Source organism: Terriglobus tenax, from assembly GCF_025685395.1.
Taxonomy (GTDB): Bacteria; Acidobacteriota; Terriglobia; order Terriglobales; family Acidobacteriaceae; genus Terriglobus; species Terriglobus tenax.
This window is the reverse complement of sequence record NZ_JAGSYA010000004.1, coordinates 3,004,870-3,021,852: the sequence shown is the minus strand read 5'-3', so window position 1 is coordinate 3,021,852 and position 16,983 is coordinate 3,004,870. Positions and strand designations below refer to the sequence as shown.

Annotated in this window: 23 protein-coding genes and 1 tRNA gene; 15 read left to right on the top strand and 9 right to left on the bottom strand. The window is 59.9% G+C overall.

What is annotated here, in order from left to right; all coding sequences use genetic code 11:
* The 11 genes from OHL13_RS18590 to OHL13_RS18540 all read left to right on the top strand — a co-directional run.
* Positions 1-125, top strand: a 125-nt coding sequence (locus tag OHL13_RS18590; protein WP_449649498.1) for an EF-Tu C-terminal domain-related protein, incomplete at its 5' end; no start/stop codon positions are given.
* Between the two features lie 74 nt (positions 126-199).
* Positions 200-826 carry a Uma2 family endonuclease gene (locus OHL13_RS18585; RefSeq protein ID WP_263411614.1) on the top strand — a complete coding sequence of 209 codons (627 nt, stop codon included), beginning with the start codon at positions 200-202 and terminating at the stop codon, positions 824-826.
* Between the two features lie 415 nt (positions 827-1,241).
* Complete coding sequence (gene rpmG / locus OHL13_RS18580; RefSeq protein ID WP_263411613.1) at positions 1,242-1,391, top strand: 50S ribosomal protein L33; 150 nt, start codon at positions 1,242-1,244, stop codon at positions 1,389-1,391.
* Positions 1,392-1,424: 33 nt separating this feature from the next.
* A tRNA-Trp gene (locus OHL13_RS18575) sits at positions 1,425-1,500 on the top strand.
* Positions 1,501-1,546: 46 nt separating this feature from the next.
* A complete protein-coding gene (gene secE, locus OHL13_RS18570; protein WP_263411612.1) occupies positions 1,547-1,807 on the top strand; it encodes a preprotein translocase subunit SecE in 261 nt (86 codons plus the stop codon).
* A 29-nt stretch (positions 1,808-1,836) separates the two neighbouring features.
* Entirely contained in the window at positions 1,837-2,457 is a 621-nt protein-coding gene (gene nusG / locus OHL13_RS18565) for a transcription termination/antitermination protein NusG (RefSeq protein WP_263411611.1), read from the top strand.
* 182 nt (positions 2,458-2,639) lie between these two features.
* A complete protein-coding gene (rplK, locus tag OHL13_RS18560; protein WP_263411690.1) occupies positions 2,640-3,074 on the top strand; it encodes a 50S ribosomal protein L11 in 435 nt (144 codons plus the stop codon).
* Between the two features lie 274 nt (positions 3,075-3,348).
* A complete protein-coding gene (locus OHL13_RS18555) occupies positions 3,349-3,846 on the top strand; it encodes a hypothetical protein (RefSeq protein WP_263411610.1) in 498 nt (165 codons plus the stop codon).
* Between the two features lie 102 nt (positions 3,847-3,948).
* On the top strand, positions 3,949-4,497 hold the full coding sequence (locus tag OHL13_RS18550) for an RNA polymerase sigma factor (RefSeq protein ID WP_263411609.1): 549 nt from the start codon (positions 3,949-3,951) through the stop codon (positions 4,495-4,497).
* Positions 4,498-4,504: 7 nt separating this feature from the next.
* Entirely contained in the window at positions 4,505-4,873 is a 369-nt protein-coding gene (locus OHL13_RS18545) for a hypothetical protein (RefSeq protein WP_263411608.1), read from the top strand.
* Positions 4,866-5,036 (top strand): hypothetical protein, encoded by a 171-nt coding sequence (locus OHL13_RS18540; RefSeq protein WP_263411607.1) that lies wholly within the window; start codon positions 4,866-4,868, stop codon positions 5,034-5,036. Before OHL13_RS18545 ends, OHL13_RS18540 begins: the two co-directional genes overlap by 8 nt.
* Positions 5,037-5,409: 373 nt before the next feature.
* Here OHL13_RS18540 and OHL13_RS18535 read toward each other — a convergent pair whose 3' ends face one another.
* Positions 5,410-6,027 (bottom strand): HD domain-containing protein, encoded by a 618-nt coding sequence (locus tag OHL13_RS18535; RefSeq protein ID WP_263411606.1) that lies wholly within the window; start codon positions 6,025-6,027, stop codon positions 5,410-5,412.
* Positions 6,028-6,361: 334 nt separating this feature from the next.
* On the opposite strand from OHL13_RS18535, the gene OHL13_RS18530 reads away from it, so the two are divergent.
* Complete coding sequence (locus OHL13_RS18530) at positions 6,362-6,808, top strand: helix-turn-helix domain-containing protein (protein WP_263411605.1); 447 nt, start codon at positions 6,362-6,364, stop codon at positions 6,806-6,808.
* A gap of 120 nt (positions 6,809-6,928) precedes the next feature.
* Here OHL13_RS18530 and OHL13_RS18525 read toward each other — a convergent pair whose 3' ends face one another.
* From OHL13_RS18525 to OHL13_RS18505, 5 genes are all read right to left on the bottom strand, one after another.
* Positions 6,929-7,840: a dienelactone hydrolase family protein gene (locus OHL13_RS18525; RefSeq protein WP_263411604.1), complete on the bottom strand. Its 912-nt coding sequence runs from the start codon at positions 7,838-7,840 to the stop codon at positions 6,929-6,931.
* Positions 7,841-7,951: 111 nt separating this feature from the next.
* On the bottom strand, positions 7,952-9,298 hold the full coding sequence (locus OHL13_RS18520; RefSeq protein WP_263411603.1) for an NAD(P)/FAD-dependent oxidoreductase: 1,347 nt from the start codon (positions 9,296-9,298) through the stop codon (positions 7,952-7,954).
* A gap of 42 nt (positions 9,299-9,340) precedes the next feature.
* On the bottom strand, positions 9,341-11,623 hold the full coding sequence (locus OHL13_RS18515) for an IPT/TIG domain-containing protein (protein WP_263411602.1): 2,283 nt from the start codon (positions 11,621-11,623) through the stop codon (positions 9,341-9,343).
* Positions 11,613-12,284, bottom strand: coding sequence for a hypothetical protein (locus tag OHL13_RS18510; RefSeq protein ID WP_263411601.1), 672 nt, complete (start codon positions 12,282-12,284; stop codon positions 11,613-11,615). Before OHL13_RS18510 ends, OHL13_RS18515 begins: the two co-directional genes overlap by 11 nt.
* 79 nt (positions 12,285-12,363) lie before the next feature.
* On the bottom strand, positions 12,364-12,564 hold the full coding sequence (locus OHL13_RS18505; protein ID WP_263411600.1) for an allantoinase: 201 nt from the start codon (positions 12,562-12,564) through the stop codon (positions 12,364-12,366).
* Positions 12,565-12,653: 89 nt separating this feature from the next.
* On the opposite strand from OHL13_RS18505, the gene trxB reads away from it, so the two are divergent.
* Both trxB and OHL13_RS18495 read left to right on the top strand, forming a co-directional pair.
* A complete protein-coding gene (gene trxB, locus OHL13_RS18500; protein WP_263411599.1) occupies positions 12,654-13,607 on the top strand; it encodes a thioredoxin-disulfide reductase in 954 nt (317 codons plus the stop codon).
* Positions 13,608-13,654: 47 nt separating this feature from the next.
* Positions 13,655-14,065, top strand: coding sequence for a VOC family protein (locus OHL13_RS18495; protein WP_263411598.1), 411 nt, complete (start codon positions 13,655-13,657; stop codon positions 14,063-14,065).
* A 31-nt stretch (positions 14,066-14,096) separates the two neighbouring features.
* Here OHL13_RS18495 and OHL13_RS18490 read toward each other — a convergent pair whose 3' ends face one another.
* Positions 14,097-15,050 (bottom strand): quinone oxidoreductase family protein, encoded by a 954-nt coding sequence (locus tag OHL13_RS18490; protein ID WP_263411597.1) that lies wholly within the window; start codon positions 15,048-15,050, stop codon positions 14,097-14,099.
* Positions 15,051-15,162: 112 nt separating this feature from the next.
* Between OHL13_RS18490 and OHL13_RS18485 the strand changes: the two genes are divergently transcribed.
* The gene (locus OHL13_RS18485; protein WP_263411596.1) at positions 15,163-15,777 is read left to right on the top strand and encodes a TetR/AcrR family transcriptional regulator C-terminal domain-containing protein; all 615 of its coding nucleotides are present in this window, start codon (positions 15,163-15,165) and stop codon (positions 15,775-15,777) included.
* 88 nt (positions 15,778-15,865) lie between these two features.
* On the opposite strand, the gene OHL13_RS18480 is transcribed toward OHL13_RS18485, so the two are convergent.
* Complete coding sequence (locus tag OHL13_RS18480) at positions 15,866-16,531, bottom strand: LamG domain-containing protein (protein WP_263411595.1); 666 nt, start codon at positions 16,529-16,531, stop codon at positions 15,866-15,868.
* 98 nt (positions 16,532-16,629) lie between these two features.
* The gene (locus OHL13_RS18475; RefSeq protein WP_263411594.1) at positions 16,630-16,959 is read right to left on the bottom strand and encodes a DMT family protein; all 330 of its coding nucleotides are present in this window, start codon (positions 16,957-16,959) and stop codon (positions 16,630-16,632) included.
* Between the last annotated feature and the right edge of the window lie 24 nt (positions 16,960-16,983).

Sequence of the window (16,983 nt, the reverse complement as noted above, 5' to 3'; positions counted from 1 at the left end):
GCGATAACGTTCAGCTGGAAGTTACGCTGCACACGCCGGTAGCCATGGAGAAGGGTCTCCGCTTCGCTATCCGCGAAGGCGGACGTACCGTCGGCGCTGGCGCCATCTCCGAGATCATCAAGTAAACCTGCTGTAAAGCAACAAAAGCGGCGAGCTTCGGCTCGCCGCTTTTGTTTTGCCCGGGGCTACAATGTTGAGCATGGGCGCAGCAGTGGAGACAAAATTACCGGAGATTGTGTTGAGCGGGCTAACAATGCCGCTGATACTGCGTCCTGCTGCGCCTGTGAGCGACGAAGAATTGATGTCCTTCTCGCGGCAGAATAAGCCTTTTCGAATTGAGAAGAATGCGGAAGGTGAAATTGTGATGATGACGCCGGTTGGCGGTCAGGGCGGTTATTGGGAGACCTTCGTCGCTTCAGAACTATTTTTCTGGGCGAAAGAAAATGGAGGCATGGCTTTCAGTTCAAACGTCGGTTTCAACCTTCCCGATGGATCGACATTGAGCCCGGATGCTTCATGGGTGTCGCAACAGCAGTGGAATGCTCTGACGAAAAAACAGCAGGCCGGATATCCTCCCCTGTGCCCGGAGTTTGTTGTTGAGATTCTGTCTGCCAGTGATTCGCGCCAGTTATTGGAAACCAAGATGCATGTGTGGATGGCGAATGGTGCCAAGCTGGCGTGGATGATCGATCCCTATGGCGCGACGCTGCGGATTTATCGTGCCGGGCGGGAGATGGAGTTGCTGGAGCGGCCGGATTCAGTGGAGGCGGATGAGGTAGTACCCGGTTTTCGACTGAGTACAGCGCGATTGTGGGATGAGGCGTGAAGACTCACCACCTTCTATTTACCTGGATATATAGTGAGCCGAAGTATAGTCAGCCTGATCTGTTCATTGCCTGTCTTTGCTGTTTGGGCAATTCTTTGTCTCTTCGTGCCGTCTTGGAAATCTTCGAGCGCTACCCTTTTAGTGATGCTGGGCATCGTGACTTTGGGCGCTTTATGGAGAGATTCAGTGGAACGGAAAAACAAGTCGCGCTAGTAAGCCCCTCTTATTAGCAGATTTTCAAACCGGGGACTTTCATGCATAATAGAAAGAGGCGAATGCGTGGCCTGACCGCTTCGCTTCCAAGGCAACAACTCAGGAATTTAGGCGCTGGGCCTACAAGCCCTGTGTCGCGGCGTGCCGGATAGGCATTGCTGCTAGCCAGTCAAAGGTACTGGCCAAATGAAGGAGAGCAATCATGCGCGAAATCGTTACCCTGCAGTGCCCGGAATGCAAGAACCGGAACTATTCGACGACCAAGAACAAGAAGACGACCACGGGCCGTCTGGAATTCTCGAAGTTCTGCAAGTTCTGCCGCAAGCACACAGACCATAAGGAAACCAAGTAAGGTTTTCCTAGCTGCCCAGAGATGGGCACACACAGGGGCGTAAGCTCAACGGTTAAACTGTCGGTCTCCAAAACCGAACTTCTCGGTTCGAATCCGAGCGCCCCTGCCAAAAGTTTTGAAGTAATTTACGAAGTATCGTTGAAGGTGTAGGCGTTATGGCCAAGGCGGTAGCAGTGGCAGAAGAGCAAAACGCGGGAATGCAGCAGTGGAAGTCGCAGCCGGCAAAGCTGAGCGGCTTTCTCAAGGACGTCCGCAACGAGTTGAAGAAGGTGGTCTCGCCGTCGCGGGCCGAGGTCCAGTCGACCACGATCGTCGTGATTGTGACCGTGTTTGTGTTTGCCTTCTACTTCTGGATTGTGGACAACGTCATTGGCCGGGCCATCGAAGTGGTCCTGGACAAACTGACCTCGCACTAAGTATCTCCGCACCTCTGAAGAAGGCACTCATGGCAGAAGAACTGAACCCGGCAGGCGGCAACGAGGGCGGAGAGCAGCAGCTCCCCGCCGATCAGCTTGCGCCTCCGACGAACGAAAACTTCAAGTGGTACATCATTCACGCTTACTCGGGCTTTGAGCGCAAGGTGCGCGAGAGCCTTGAGAGCCGTGTACAGGCTTTTGGTCTGCAGAACAAGATCGGCCGCGTGATGATTCCCACCGAGCCGGTGACCGAACTGCGTAACGGCAAGAAGTACACAATCGAGCGCGTTTTCCTTCCCGGCTATGTGCTGGTGGAGATGGACCTCGACAACGATCTGTGGCACATCATCAAGAACACGCCGCGGGTTACGGGCTTTCTGGGAACCGGCGATAAGCCGGTGGCTCTGAGCGAGGAAGAGGTCAGCTCGATCATCTTCCGCTCCGATGTCTCCAAGGACAAGCCCAAGCTCAAGGTCAAGTTCGACAAGGGCGAGCAGGTACGCATCACCGAGGGACCGTTTGCGAACTTCAACGGCACCGTGGACGATGTGAACGAAGACAAGCAGACCCTGAAGGTCATGGTTTCGATCTTCGGCCGTGCAACACCGGTGGAGATCGAGTTCTCCAAGGTCGATAAAACGATCGAGTAATTGAAAAGCAGGTCTTTCGCTTCGCCCAGGGTGACAGGGGCAAGCATGGGGACAGGCAATGAAAAATTTTGTCCGGTGTCTTCTACCACTGGACCGCGCTGGCGGCGGGCGCTTCACCTGCGGCAGTCAGCATGGAAGTGAAATTCACCTCCGCCTTCAGTGCGGAGAAGAGGACAGGCAACATGGCATCGAAGAAGATTCAAGGATACGTCAAGCTCCAGGTGATGGCAGGCAAGGCCAACCCGGCTCCGCCGATCGGCCCCGCGCTCGGTCAGGCGCAGGTCAACATCATGGAGTTCTGCAAGCAGTTCAACGCCCGCACCTCCACCCCGGAGATGGCCGGCCTGATCATCCCGGTTGTGATCACGGTTTTTGCTGACCGTTCGTTCACCTTCGAGACGAAGACCCCCCCGGCTGCCGTTCTGCTGAAGAAGGCCGCCAAGATCGAAAAGGGCGCCGGCGCCCCGAACAAGGACAAGGTTGGCAAGGTGACCGAGGCCCAGGTTCGTGAGATCGCCACCACCAAGATGCCTGACCTGAACGCGTCGTCGGTTGAGAGTGCGATCAAGTCCATCAAGGGTACGGCTCGTTCGATGGGCATCGAGGTTGTAGCCTAAGGCGCACCCTGATTTCGCAAGACAGAGACGGAGCGCTTCGGCGCTCCGTTTTCTTTTGTGGATGCTATCCTTCGTGCCACGGCATTCCCTTTGTGAAATTCACCCCTGAGAGGTTCCTGGTGAACCTGCGCACGTATTTCCGGACCTGGGCAATCTTGCTGGTGGCGGGTGCTGTGGCGCACGAGAACTGATCGCTTACTACAACGCACAGATTAAGCCGAAGGAACCGCTGATCGACTATTGGCTGCTGCCGCAGAGCTCGCGCAGGGCTGGGTTGAAGGAGTGGGATCCCAGCCCGGAAGAGGTGAGCAATGGCTATATCAAGGGCTGGATGATCTCCTCCGGCAGCGGGCTTGCGCTGCGGAACTGGCACGGCGTGGAGGTGCTGCGCAACGCAGTGCCCGTGGCACAGCGGGGAAGCCTGCAGATCTACCACGGGTCGTACTATCTGCCGATGGTCGCCGCCGGCATTCTTGCCAGGCATGCCTTCAAAATTCTCCATGCCGGGGAGCCAGGAGATCATGCGCTGGCGGAAAAGTACCTGGTAAAAGCGGTTGGCATGAACCCGGAGATGTGGGGCAGCGAAGTGGAGCTGGGCAACCTGGCGATTGAGCACAAGGACAAGACCATGGCCCTGCACTGGTTTGTGATGGCACGCGACCAGGCCAAGGACGCTCCAGAGGAGCAGAAGGATATAGCCGCGGAAGTGGAGCGGGTACAGAAGGCAGCACCCGACGCGATGACTCCGATGCGGAACCCCATGATGGAGTAGCCATGGAGAGCCACCTTCCCTCTCTTGAGAGCGACACAAGAAAGTCTGCAATATTCTCGCTTCAGCGGCGTTCTACCAGTAGAGCGCTGCATGACACATGAGATGAGCCTCGACGAACAGGACCGCTTCCTTACCGAGACGATGGAGCGCGATGAGCCGCGCCTGCGCAGCTTCATCCGCCGCCGTGTGAAGGATACCGAGGACGCCGAGGACATACTGCAGGAGGTCTTCTACGAACTGGTGGAGACTTACCGGCTGATGAAGCCGGTGGAGCAGGCGACCGGATGGATGTTTACCGTGGCGCGAAACCGCATCACGGACATGTTCCGGAAGAAGAAGCCGAGCTCGCTGCAAGAGCCGGTGGTGGACGACGCTTCGCTGACGCTGGAAGACCTGTTGCCCTCCAAGGATGCCGGGCCGGAGGCGGCCTATGCGCGGGCGGTGCTGATGGATGTGATCGAAGATGCCCTGGACGAGCTGCCCGACGCGCAGCGCGAAGTCTTTCTGGCGCATGAGGTGGAAGGTTTGAGCTTCAAGGAGATCTCCGACGCAACCGGAGTCGGGATCAATACGCTGCTCTCGCGCAAGCGGTATGCCGTGGTGCATCTGCGCGAGCGGCTGGAAGAGATGAAGGATGTCTTCGGAAAGTAGGTCGACGATGAGAAAACTTTTGAAGGTGGTGAAGGTTCTGCTGATGGTGGTGGTGGCGATCACCGTACTGGGCTACGTGGTGATGCACCTGTGGAATTGGCTGATGCCGCCGATCTTTGGACTGACGACAATTACCTACTGGCAGGCGTTGGGACTGTTTGTACTGTCCAAGCTGCTGCTCAGCGGCTTCAAAGGGGGCCGCAGGCACGATGGCCCACGATGGGGTCGCCACATGCGCGAGAAGTGGGAGCAGATGAGCCCTGAACAGCGCGAGAAACTGCGCGAAGGCATGCGCGGCGCACGCTGCGGATGGGGTCATCGTGGTCCTTGGGGACGCGGTGAGGAGTTCCGTGAAGAGGAGGTTCGCCGTGACTGAGATACAGATGCCGGCGGAATTCCTGATTCCCCGCGTGGCTGAGCTGGAGGCTGAGAACGAACGGCTGCGGCAGATGCTGGCGGAGTTATTGCTACGGAATCAGGTGTTGCGGGAGAAGACGATTTCAGCTCAAACAGCGGGTGCCCCACCCTCGCGGAGCTAGGGTGGGGCACCGGGTTAGGGAAAATATCCCACTCACGCTTTCCGTCTGGATTTGAGAAATCCAACCAGATCAACGTAAAAACGCTGAGCGTAGCAACAACTGAGATGAAAAAGACACAGGCATTGATCTTGTCGATAAGCGGAACTTCGCGCTCAATCCAGCATGGAGAGAACGCAACTTGATCCTCTTGGATCACTGCTGCATGCACTTGAGTGAGCCTCTGACATGGTCCCCCTTCCCGCCAGGTCTCAAACAACCCAAAGAACAGTGAAAACAACATCGCGACAAACCAGAGGCGTGTTCGGCGTGAGATCCATTGCATGGTGTTTCGCTCCATAACCCACCCTAGCGTTGCTAGGGTGGGGCACCCGGGTTAGGGATGAACTTCCGGCGTCCCCTGCAATCCCAACTCTTCCGCCCTTCCCTGCAATGCAGTCAGGCAGTTCTGGATATGCTCTTCCACCGGCAGCCCCAAAAGCTCCGCGCCCAGCCTAATATCTTCCCTCTTCACCGCGCGGGCGAAGGCCTTGTCTTTCATCTTCTTTTTCACACCCGCCACCTCCACATCGTGGATGGACTTTGACGGCTTGACCAGAGCGCAGGCCGTGAGGAAGCCGGCGAGTTCGTCGCAGGCGAAGAGCGCTCGTTCCAGGTGCGTATCGCGTGGCACGCCAGAGTAGTCGGCGTGGGCCAGGATGGCGCGGCGGATCGCTTCCGGCCAACCCTGTTCGGCCAGTACCTTCTCGCCGACGAACGGGTGCTCTTCGAGCGACGGGTGCCTGTCGTAGTCGAAGTCATGCAGCAGGCCGGCGATGGCGTACTGCTCCGTGAAGGCAGCGGCCTCGTCGCCGCCCAGGCCGAGACGTGCCGCCTCGCGGGCGCCATAACTTTCGGTGCAGGTTTCCACGGCGAGAGCGTGTTTGATCAGGCTGGGAGAGGTGGTCCATTCTGCCAGGAGAGCCCATGCGCGGGCGCGGGTGTATTCGCTCATGGGTTGATGCTAGTTGGCTGGATGGCGGGTTGACTAGATGGATGGAGGCACGATTGGCCAGCACACCAGCCAACTATCCCACCAGTAACTACTTTGGTTCTTTTCGGGTTTTCTAGTGCTTTTCGCTAATAATCACCGGGATTCCCCTTGACTGACTGGTAACTGGGTGTGAATCTAGGTACATCCATTCCGTCCTGCTTGACGGGTGGGCGGGTCCCTTGCTCTGGCGACTTCGCGACAAACAAATATGGCAACTATGATGGCTCCCGTTGAACAGAGGGAAGTTCTTCGTTGCGACCACTGCAGCCTGGTTCAGTTCAGGACTGCAAACGCAATGTGCCGCCGCTGCCACAAGGCGCTTGAGGCTGATGAGCCTGAAGTCGCTCCGGCACCTCTGGCTATCGTTCCGCCCCAGCCAGCACAGGAAGGTTCTCTTCAGGTGGCTACGGCCGTGCGCGATCTGCGCCGTGTCCGCAACCTGTCGCAGCGCCAGCTGGCCGGACGCATGAATGTGCCCCGCACCTATATCTCCAAGATTGAGAACGGTAAGGCGATGCCGACGCTTGGCTCGCTGGAGCGTCTTGCGTCCGCGCTGCAGGTAGATATCTCTGCCCTGCTGCGTGACTCGCGCTCGCGCCGTTCCGACGAGACGGCCGTTCTGATGGCTGACCCCTTCCTGGCGGAGATTGCCGGGTACGTCAACCAGCTGGACAGCCTGCAGCGCTCCATCTTCATGAACCATGTCCGCGAGCTGGCCAGCGGACGCCGAAAGATGGCTTAACAAACGCTGTAGAAGTTCGTCTCTTTTCCTCTTCAAAAAACTGGAAGGGACGCTGCCTGAACAGGCTGGCGTCCCTTCTGGACCCGCTATCGCCGGGCAACCGCTCCCCCGCGGCCGGTATTACACGCGAACATACTTGTTGAACCAGTCGATGGTGCGTCCCCAGGCCAGGTCAGCCGCTGCCTTGTTGTAGCGCTCCGGCGTCGCATCGCAATTGAAGCCGTGCACGGCGTTGGGATAGATATACCCCTCGTGCGGCACGCCAGCTTCTGTCAGCGCCTTGTCATAAGCAGGCCACGTCGCGGCAGTGTTCTTGTCCAGCTCACCATGCTGCACGAGGATCGCGGCCTTGATTTTGGGCACATCCGCGGCCGGAGGCACTCCGCCGTAAAACGGAACGGCTGCACTGAGGTCGGCGCCGAGGCGGACGGCCATGTTGTTGGAGACGCCGCCGCCATAGCAGAAGCCGGTGATGCCGATCTTCCCGGTGCAGTCGGGGCGCGCCTTCAGCCACTGCGCGGAGGCGACCATGTCCTCAAACATTTTGGCGCGGTCAATCTTGGCGAACATCTGGCCGCCCTTGTAGTCATCGCCAGGAAAGCCTCCGAGCGAGGTGAGGCCGTCCGGAGCGAAGGCCATGAAGTTGGCCAGGGCAAGGCGGCGGGCGATGTCTTCAATGTGCGGGTTCAAGCCACGGTTCTCATGCACCACGACGATGCCGGGCAGCTTTGACGGCTTTTCGCTGCGGGTGTCGGCTGAGACCGGACGAACGAAGTATCCCTTGATGCTGCCGTTGCCATTGGGCGAAGGAACGGTCTCATAGGTAGCCTTGATGCGGTCGTCAGTACGGGAGACCTGTTGACCGAAGGCGTAATCCGGCAGCAGCGCCTTGGCCACGGCGGAGACGGCAAGACCGCCGACGGCGAACTTCTTCAGGCCGTTCATGAAGGCACGGCGGCTCATGCCACCGTGGATGAATTTGTTGTACAGCTCAATGGCTTCAGCCGGAAGCTTTGGGCGGGTGGATTCCATGGGTTGTCCTCGTGCCCGGAAGAATACCATCCGCGTAAGAGCAAAGGATGCAGCTTTCCGGCGCGGAGGGAGCAGGGGCTGAAGACCCCTGCTCCTGCAAAACAAAACCACCTAGCGCTTGGCTGAGAGCTCCGGAGCGGGCGCCGTGGGGTCGAGCTTTTCCTTGTCGTCCAGTTCGTTCCATCCGGGCAGATCCTGCGAGCCGACGATCAGGCGGGCGCCGTCCTTGAAGAACAGGTAGGTATACGCCCACTGGCGGAAGACCGCAAGGCGGCTGCGGAAGTTGACCAGGAAGCTGATATGGATGACCAACCAGACGATCCACGCCGGGAAGCCGGACATGTGCGCCTTGAAGGGCCAGATGACCTTGGCCACGGCGGCCTTGCGGCCAATGGTGGCCATGTCGCCCTTGTCGAAGTAGTGGAAGGGCGTGCGTTTGGCGTGGTTCAGGTCCTGAGTAATCATCTCCGCGGCATGCACGCCCATCTGCATGGCGGGTTGGGCGGTGCCGGGAATCTGGCGGCCGTTCTCTTCCACGTGGGCCAGGTCGCCACAGACGAAGATCTCGGGGTGATCCTTGGGATTGAGAAACTGGTCGACCAGCACGCAGCCGCGGCGGTCAGTCTCCACGTTCAGCAGCTTGCCCAGGGGCGAGGCCTGCACACCGGCGGCCCACAGGGTCACAACAGCATCGATACGTTTGGCGTCCGGGCCGCTGCCCAGGATGACGTAGCCCGGCTGAACATCGGTGACGTGCGTGCCGGTGATGACCTCGACACCGAGCTGGTTAAGCTGCTCGACGGCCTTCTGGCGCAGGTCTTCCGGATAGGCTGCGAGAATGCTGGGCGAGCCCTCGAGGATCATCACCCTGGCCTCGGAGGGGTCGATGTGGCGGAAATCGCGACGCATGTAGAGCTTGGCAATGTCGGAGATAGCTCCGGCGAGTTCAACGCCGGTGGGTCCGCCGCCGATGATGACAAAGTTCAGCTCAGGGTGCGTCCCCTTTTCCAGCATCTCGCGCTCGGCCAGCTCAAAGGCCAGCAGAACACGGCGGCGGATGTCGACGGCGTCTTCAATCGTCTTGAGGCCGGGGGCAAGCTTGGCCCAGTCATCCCTGCCAAAGTAGGAGTGCGTGGAACCCGTGGCGACGATCAGGTAGTCATAGGCCAGTCGCGCACCGGAACGCAGGTCGATATGGTGGTGGTCGATATCGAAGCCGATGACCTCATCCATCAGGACATCGACATTCTTGGCATGTCGGAATTCGGCACGGATCGGCTGTGCGATATCCGACGGATTCAGAACCGCCAGAGCCACCTGGTAGAGCAGCGGCTGAAAGGTATGGTGATTGCGCCGGTCGACGATGGTGACGTCTACTGCCTGTTTGGCCAGCACATGCGCCGCACGCAGCCCCGCAAAGCCCGCCCCGATAATGACCACCCGTTTCCGCTCAGCCATCTGTACCCCCTAGGGATACGATGCACCATTTTCGTCCACGGCTCAGGGAGTCTTTTCAAGACGTGTACTGATATAGCCAGCCCTGCCGGTGGTGGCGACGATCTGCGTGACCTCCGCACCGGAGATTTCCATGGGTGTCACTTCGACGCGGCCGGCGGAATCCGTGATCATGGAGGCGTTGACCGTGCCATAAACCGGAGGCACGGCGCAGCGTCCGGTGGTGGTGCAGACTGGGGCGTATCCGGTCAGCGTCTGGTGGACCTGCACGGTGGCTCCGGGCAGGTTGTTGCCTGCACCGTCGGTTACCTGCAGCACCAGCTTGCTGAAACTGCCGCTGGAGGAGACGGACTGGCTGCCGCCACTGACCAGGATCAGCTCATCGCTGATCCCGGTGGCTGTTCCGCCGGTGTAGCTGAGCGCGTTGCCAAGAGTAGAGCTGGCCTGCGTTGCCATATCCAGGACCATGACGCCGCCTGTCCAGGAAGCGGCATTCGAGACTCTGCCGAGCGGCGGCGCCGTGACCACCATCTGCGTCGAGGTTGTGCTGAGAACGGTGGCTACGGTGTTGCCGATGAGAACAGAGTTGCCTGGGCGGAAGCCGCGTCCGGTAAGGGTGAGTGTGCCTCCGCCAGCCGGAAGCTGTGTGGGCCAAATCGAGTCAATCAGCAGAAGGCGGGCTTTGTAAAAGTAGTCCGGACGACCGTCTCCGCGCTGGTCGGCCAGGGCAATGCGAAAGGCCTGGGCAGAAGATGTGCTGCCGCGCAGCAGGCTGACCCCGGTGGCGGTGGAGTTAAAGGCCTGCGTGGTCGCAGCGACGGTGGGCAATGTGCCGTAGCTGTCGGTCTTCTTCCAGAGGCCGATGGTTGGCAGCAGCTTCTGCGTGGTGGCGGCTCCGGACTCATTCAGCGCGGTCACTTCAAGGGTGAAGGTGCGGTTTGCACCGGCGGTAAAGGTAAGCCATGCGGTGTGGTTCCAGGCACACATCTGGCTGCTCCACCAGCCGGTGGAAGCAACCGCCGCCGGCGAACTTTCCGTGCCGTCAGAGCCGGTGTTGCAGGTGGCCGCGGCGTTGGTGGCGACCAGAGGAGCGGGGCCGTAGTACGCCGGACGGACGATGTTGGTCTGCAGGGAGATGGTGCCGGACGGTAAGACCTGGGAGCTTGTGTAACTTCCTACGGAATATTGCCCGACATAGAGCGGATTGACGGGCTGCCCGGTAATCAGCATCGTCTCCCAGGTTGCGGTCACCATAGGAACGCGGCCGATCTGCCAGTATCCGGGCAGGTCGCTGCGGGCAAGACCCACCTGGCTATTGATGCCGGTTGGCGCTGGAGTGATTGGCGTGGCCGACGAAACGACAAAGCCTGTCCCGGTCACGGCAGAGGCGGTTTCCCAGGGAAAGGTCACATTCCAGAACTGTGGCTGCAACTGCACCACGATATTGACGCCCTGCATGCCCTGACCACTGGGGAACTTCAGCGTGCTGTACATGCCAGCGCCGTTGATCTGGGAGCTTAGCTTCCCATTCCCTCCCGTAGAGGGGTAGAGAGACACCATGCCGGAGATATCGTCGTCGCGCAGGGTGAACGGCGAGGGCAGGCACTGATACGCGTACGGCCCGCAGAGGATGTCGATGGGGTGCATGATGGGCCAGTGCATGGCCTGCTGATAGGTAGGCGTAGGTGTCCCGGTGAAGACGTTGTCGTTGCACTGCGACCAGCCCAGGCCAAGCACGCGGCCAGTCTTGCGAAGAAGCTGGTACTTCATCTCCAGCAGTTGCTCCGGCGTACCTGTGCAGCGCCCGTTCAGGACCAGGATGGCGTGGCCAATGTAGCCGGTCTGCAGCAGAAAAAGATCGACGCTTTCCGTCACCGCGTTCTGGCGGCAGTAGAGCGGATCGCTGCTGCCGGAGCCAAGCAGGAGGTCTGTAATCGAGCCGTCGGCGTCGAAGATGACCGCAACCGGCTTTGCGGCGTAGTTAGAACTGGTTACGTCCGTGGGGAAATTGATGCCGGTAGACGCCATAGAGACATTGCTGCCGCTGACATCCTCGGCCAGGGAACCGCCGTTGGAGAGAGTAAGGCTGGCGTACGGAATATTCCAGGTCTGCATGACGCTGTCGACCATCTGCACAGCCTGATCGTGCGGAACGGATGGGCTGAGGTCGCCACGGTCGACAAAATAGGCAAGCGATGGCCCCTGCCAGACGACCGGCTGGCCGACGCGCGCGCCGAATTTGCTGCCGGCGGTCCAGCGCGGCGTAGCGGCCTGCAGCAATGCTGGAAACAGCAGGAGCAACCCTATCCATCGGCTGTTAGCGCGCATGGGAGGCCGCCTCCCATGTATGCAGCAGGGTCAGTACGGCATCGAGCGCCGGTGTTACCGGAACGATCTCTGTCCGGCGCATGTAGGTGGGTGCGGGCTGAAAGGTGGCAGCCTGCGGCAGAATTCCTCGCGGAGGCGAGATGGGAAACGGTCTGGGCGGCCGGGGAAGATCGACCGGCAGTTCCACGGGCTGCTCTGTGAGTGGAGCGGAGGGTTGCAGGGTCTGCGTCTGCACCCAGCGAAGATCGACGTTGCCGGAGGTGATGGGAACGGCGCCGTCCTGCCCCATGACCGGCGAACTGAAACCGCCGGGGCCGGGAGCGTGCAGCAGCATCATGCGGCGCTGGCCAACCTCGTAGCGATTCTCGGAGCTCCACAGACCGCCCCATTCGCGAAGGGTGTAGATGCTTCCCTGCTGGCAGCCGTACACGGCATCGTCGACATGAAAGTCGACCTCGACGGCCTCCGGGACGGCATCATCCACTGAGGCCATCTGACGGCGAATGGCGACGACCTCGCCGGCAAAGACGACGGCGGCACCGTCCGCCATGCGGCGCAGGGCGCTGAGAGTATCGGACGGAGGCGCCGGAACCGCCGTGGGAACCTGTGCAAAGGCGGGGATACAACCGGCGAACGCAAACAGGAGTGCAAACCTGTGCATGAAACAAACCTCCTGCTGACTTCTTCGTCAGCAGGGGCCTGCACCATTACCTAAGAAAATCCTGAGGAGACTGTCTCCTTTAGATTTCCGGGTAGAAGTCGAAAAAGGCATCGAGGCTCTGCTTAAGCTGGGCCTCAATCTGCTCGCGGGAGCCTTCCAGCAGGTGCATGGTGACGCGCGCCGAGTTGCCGTTTTTCAGTTCGATGGGAGCCTCTCCGATCGAGGCCACCTCATCGGCGGGCAGAAGACGCATTCCGTAGACAAGAACAAGATTTGCCATAGCTCTATTGTCGCTCCGAAACAGGCTTCAGAGAGTGACGGAGGGCGGCGGTGAATCCTTCAGGAGCCATTTACAATCAAACCTTAGCCATGTCCGACCACACTACACGCGACACAGTCATCCTTGGTTCCGGCTGCTCCGGCCTTACGGCCGCCATCTACACCGCCCGCGCCAACCTGAAGCCCCTTGTCCTGGAAGGCCACGAGCCCGGTGGACAGCTCTCGATCACCACGCTGGTGGAGAACTTTCCCGGCTGGCCGCAGGGTGTGCAGGGCCCGGAACTGATTGAGAACATGAAGCAGCAGGCCACGCGCTTTGGCGCGGAGCTGAAGATGGCTCACCTGGTTTCCGTTGACCTGTCCAAGCGCCCGTTTGAGCTGAACCTGGGCAAGGAGACGATCCACGCACGCACGCTGATCATCGCGTCGGGCGCATCGGCCCGCTGGCTGGGTCTACCCAGCGAACAGGCGCTGATCGGCCACGGTGTCTCGAGCTGCGCTACCTGCGACGGCTTCTTCTTCTCCGGCAAGGAGATCGCGGTGGTCGGCGGCGGAGACTCCGCCATGGAAGAGGCGCTGTTCCTGACGCGCTTCGCCACCAAGGTCACGCTGATCAACCGCAGCGAAAGCTTCCGTGCCAGCAAGATCATGCTGGAGCGCGCGATGGCGCACCCGAACATCATTTTCCGCCCCAACACGGTGGTGGACGAGGTTCTGGGCGTGGAAGAGAAGGATGTTAAAGGCCTGGTGCTGCGCAACACCAAGACGGATGCCCTGGAGACCCTGCCGCTTTCGGGCCTGTTCCTCGGCATTGGCCACGAGCCCAACGCGAAGATGTTCAAGGGCCAGATCGACCTGGACGAAGACGGTTATGTGAAGACGAAGGACAACGTCTTCTGCACGCTGAACGGCCAGGTGCTGCCGGGCGTCTTTGCCTCCGGCGATGTGCAGGACCGCCGCTACCGCCAGGCCATTACGGCTGCCGGAACCGGCTGCATGGCCGCGCTGGAAGTCGAGAAGTTCCTGGAAGAACACGGACGGTAATCCCCAAGGCCGCGGTATCCTGTCGGCACCTCATGGAGGTGTCCTGCATGGAGATCCGCGGCCTTACTGCGTTAATCCAGGTCTTTGACATGCCGCGCTCGGTCGCGTTCTACCGCGACGTACTCGGCTTCGAACTCTACCAGCACTCTCCGGTCTACGCCGTGGAACATGGCGTGGAGCTATTTCATTGGTGCTGGCTGAAGAACGGCGACGCACACCTGATGCTGAACACCGCTTACGACGAAGGCGAGCGGCCTGCGACTGAAGATGCAGCCCGGACATCTATGCACAGCGACATCAGCTTTTACCTGAATTGCCCGGAACTGGATACGGCGTTCGCCGGGCTGCAGGCCAAGGGGATTCCATGCAAACCACCCGTGGTCACTCCGTACGGAGCTCGACAGCTCAGCCTGAGGGACCCGGATGGATACGGCGTGGTTCTGCAGTGGAGCGCCTGACCGATGTAGCAATGCACCAAGGCTTCACGTGCTAAATGGTGAAAACGATACGGGAGCGGTCGCCTGTGTTCCACCACGTTTCGACTTCGGCAAGCGGAACCGCCTTTGCGGCGATCTGCAACTTGCCCTGCGACGCAGCTTCGAAGACCTTCTCAATTGCCCGCAGCAGGCCTTCCATGGAGACGCTCTTCAACCCGCTTCCCATCAGCACCAGGGACGATGACCGCAGCGCCGATGCTGGCAGATCGATCGACTCCTGACCGGCGGCTGATCCTACCTGCACATACCGTACCGGGCGTCCATCCTCCACACCTCTCGCCGCAGCAGACAGAATACGCCGCGCGCTCTCGCCCCACAGGTAGTCGATGACCACATCTATACCGCTGGTGAACTCGGCGATCAGCGTCTTCTCAAAGGCATCCAGGTCTGCAGTGATGGGAAGTACCACATCCGCACCGAGCGATTTCACGCGCTCAAGCTCTTCCACATTGCGCCCAGTGGCAACCACCTTCGCCGCACCAAGGAACTTTGCATACTGCACGGCCACGGTTCCAGCGGAGCCGGTTGCGCCATGCACCAGCACTGTTTCGCCTGCCTTGAAGCCAGCACGTTCGACAAGAGCCGCACCGACGGACATGCCCGGATTCGCGATGGCGGCTGCGGTTACATCCTCCAGGCCGTCCGGAATGGCGACGCACTGTCCGCTGCGCACCAGGCTCTTCTCTGCCATGGCTCCGAACTTCGCGTCCGGCAGGGCGAAGTACACGCGACGGCCATCGGCGGTGCGGCCTACACCGTCCACTCCGGGCACATTGGGAAATAGTCCGGCGGAGCTGTAGTGCGCGCCGGAGGCACGCGCCTTCGTCAGGTGTGTGAGAGCGGCTGCGCTTACGGTCACGACTTCAAAACCCTCGCGCGGCTGCGGTTCTTCCAACTCACCATAGACCGGGGCCAGACCCGCTCCTTGTACGACTGCTGCCTTCATATGCCGATTCCTCTTTTACGGAAAATGAACATCGTTCAATTTAATCTAACACCGTTAGATTTTAGGGTGCGAACTTGCTATGCTCAAATCCGTGAAGGTTAACCGTGAACTCGTGACCCGAACCGCCCTGCAGGTTTTGGACAGCGCCGGACTGGAGCAGCTTACGCTTCGGTTGCTTGGCAAGGAGCTGGGCGTACAGGCCGCCACCATCTACTGGCATTTCAAGAATAAGCAGGAGCTGCTGGATGAGATGGCCACACTGGTGCTGGCCGAAGGCGCTCCGAATCTGCTGCCTGCACGCGCCTCGTCCGAGTGGACGGCCTGGGCCGCGGCCTTTGGCCAGGGTTTGCGCAAGACGCTGCTTGGCCTTCGGGACGGGGCCCGCATGGTATCTGGCACGCGCCTGACCAACACTCTCTACATGAAGACGGTGGAACAGATCGCCGCGCAACTGATTGCCAGCGGCTTTACAACACGGCAGGCCGTAGTTCTGCTGAGTACCATCTACAGCTACACCCTCAGTTTTGTGATGGAAGAGCAGGCGGTGTTTCCGCGGCCCGGAGAGCGATCTCCGCAGTATGACATTGCTGAACGCAACCGAAGCCTTGCCGCGGAGGAGCTTCCGCTCCTGCGGCAGGCCGGAGGCATTCTTTTCGATAAATTTGATCGCCGGTACAAAGAAGGACTCGACCTGATTCTGCGTGGGGCGGCGATGCAATTCCATTAAAAGCCGCGAGCCCACGGTTCCATTCCGGAACCGCAGGCCCTTTTCCGCAGCCGGAAAGGCTGCGCCGATGCCGTTATCGTACGCCTGCTTACGGGACTTTAAGAAATTGCGCGGGTTTCAGCGCCGTGTTGCTGAAGCGGGCAGAAAGGATATCGCCTTTGAAGAAGTCCACCAGGTTGTAGCGGCTTCCCAGGGAGGCTCCGCCCTTGCCGAGCGGCAATAGCCTGACCTTCGCCTCGCCCTGCAGGACTCCGTCGACGTAGGCGCGCAGCGTGGTGCCGTCATAGGTGGCCGCGACGGCGTACCACTGGTCCAGAGGGTAGAGGTGGGCGGGGTCGCAGTTGAGAATCGGTGCCCGCTCCGCACCGATGTTTTCCGCGAAGACATCCAGGCACCACTTGTTGCCCTGGCGTATGCGGATCTCGAAGAGACGGCGTGACTCTGATCCCTCTTCCTTCAAGTGAAAGACGCGCTGCTCTTCTCCCCCGCCGGTAGCCGGGCGGAAGATCATCTCCCAGGTGTAGGTCAGCGTGCCCTGCAAAGGCAGCGCATCCACAAAAAGAGCGTCGCCCTTCATGCGGTCACCGTCAAAATGCACGGCCCTGCCACGGTCGGTGTCCACGACCTTTGGCGAACCAACCTGTCGCACAGGATGGCCGGCGATAGAGGTGACGCTGTCCACGCGCCACACCGTCTGTGCTGTAGCAGAGAAGGAGACCAGAAGAAGAAGAGCTGGGGCAGGCCAGTGTTTCATGGCCTACCAGCATACGCGCGCCTCAGCAGCTAAAGCCCCTTCTCTCGACAAATGATTTACGGCACGACCGAAGCCGTGCCCTTGACAAGCCATTTGAGTTAAAACTTGTGGAACATGAAGAAGGCCGCGCCCACCAGGCAGCCGAAGGCCGCGAAGTAATTCCAGCGCAGCTTCTCGCCGAAGTACACCACTGCGAAGATGCCGAAGACGGTCATGGTGATGACCTCCTGCATGACCTTCAACTGTTCGGGGGAGAATTTGGCCGCGCCCAGCCGGTTGGCCGGAACCTGCAGGCAGTACTCAAAGAAGGCAATCAGCCAGCTAACGAGGATCACCTTCCACAAGGAAGCGTCGCGGTGTTTCAGGTGTCCGTACCAGGCGATGGTCATGAAGATGTTGGAACCAAAGAGAAGCAGAATCGTCCACATATCTTTCCTCAGATGCAAAACTAG

What these genes read in the sequence shown, in the direction of transcription:
- OHL13_RS18585 (WP_263411614.1), top strand. Translation starts at nt 200, where the DNA reads ATGGGCGCAGCAGTGGAGACAAAATTACCGGAGATTGTGTTGAGCGGG.
- rpmG (WP_263411613.1), top strand. Translation starts at nt 1,242, where the DNA reads ATGCGCGAAATCGTTACCCTGCAGTGCCCGGAATGCAAGAACCGGAAC.
- secE (WP_263411612.1), top strand. Translation starts at nt 1,547, where the DNA reads ATGGCCAAGGCGGTAGCAGTGGCAGAAGAGCAAAACGCGGGAATGCAG.
- nusG (WP_263411611.1), top strand. Translation starts at nt 1,837, where the DNA reads ATGGCAGAAGAACTGAACCCGGCAGGCGGCAACGAGGGCGGAGAGCAG.
- rplK (WP_263411690.1), top strand. Translation starts at nt 2,640, where the DNA reads ATGGCATCGAAGAAGATTCAAGGATACGTCAAGCTCCAGGTGATGGCA.
- OHL13_RS18550 (WP_263411609.1), top strand. Translation starts at nt 3,949, where the DNA reads ATGAGCCTCGACGAACAGGACCGCTTCCTTACCGAGACGATGGAGCGC.
- OHL13_RS18545 (WP_263411608.1), top strand. Translation starts at nt 4,505, where the DNA reads ATGAGAAAACTTTTGAAGGTGGTGAAGGTTCTGCTGATGGTGGTGGTG.
- OHL13_RS18535 (WP_263411606.1), bottom strand. Translation starts at nt 6,027, where the DNA reads ATGAGCGAATACACCCGCGCCCGCGCATGGGCTCTCCTGGCAGAATGG.
- OHL13_RS18530 (WP_263411605.1), top strand. Translation starts at nt 6,362, where the DNA reads ATGTGCCGCCGCTGCCACAAGGCGCTTGAGGCTGATGAGCCTGAAGTC.
- OHL13_RS18525 (WP_263411604.1), bottom strand. Translation starts at nt 7,840, where the DNA reads ATGGAATCCACCCGCCCAAAGCTTCCGGCTGAAGCCATTGAGCTGTAC.
- OHL13_RS18520 (WP_263411603.1), bottom strand. Translation starts at nt 9,298, where the DNA reads ATGGCTGAGCGGAAACGGGTGGTCATTATCGGGGCGGGCTTTGCGGGG.
- OHL13_RS18515 (WP_263411602.1), bottom strand. Translation starts at nt 11,623, where the DNA reads ATGCGCGCTAACAGCCGATGGATAGGGTTGCTCCTGCTGTTTCCAGCA.
- OHL13_RS18510 (WP_263411601.1), bottom strand. Translation starts at nt 12,284, where the DNA reads ATGCACAGGTTTGCACTCCTGTTTGCGTTCGCCGGTTGTATCCCCGCC.
- OHL13_RS18505 (WP_263411600.1), bottom strand. Translation starts at nt 12,564, where the DNA reads ATGGCAAATCTTGTTCTTGTCTACGGAATGCGTCTTCTGCCCGCCGAT.
- trxB (WP_263411599.1), top strand. Translation starts at nt 12,654, where the DNA reads ATGTCCGACCACACTACACGCGACACAGTCATCCTTGGTTCCGGCTGC.
- OHL13_RS18495 (WP_263411598.1), top strand. Translation starts at nt 13,655, where the DNA reads ATGGAGATCCGCGGCCTTACTGCGTTAATCCAGGTCTTTGACATGCCG.
- OHL13_RS18490 (WP_263411597.1), bottom strand. Translation starts at nt 15,050, where the DNA reads ATGAAGGCAGCAGTCGTACAAGGAGCGGGTCTGGCCCCGGTCTATGGT.
- OHL13_RS18480 (WP_263411595.1), bottom strand. Translation starts at nt 16,531, where the DNA reads ATGAAACACTGGCCTGCCCCAGCTCTTCTTCTTCTGGTCTCCTTCTCT.
- OHL13_RS18475 (WP_263411594.1), bottom strand. Translation starts at nt 16,959, where the DNA reads ATGTGGACGATTCTGCTTCTCTTTGGTTCCAACATCTTCATGACCATC.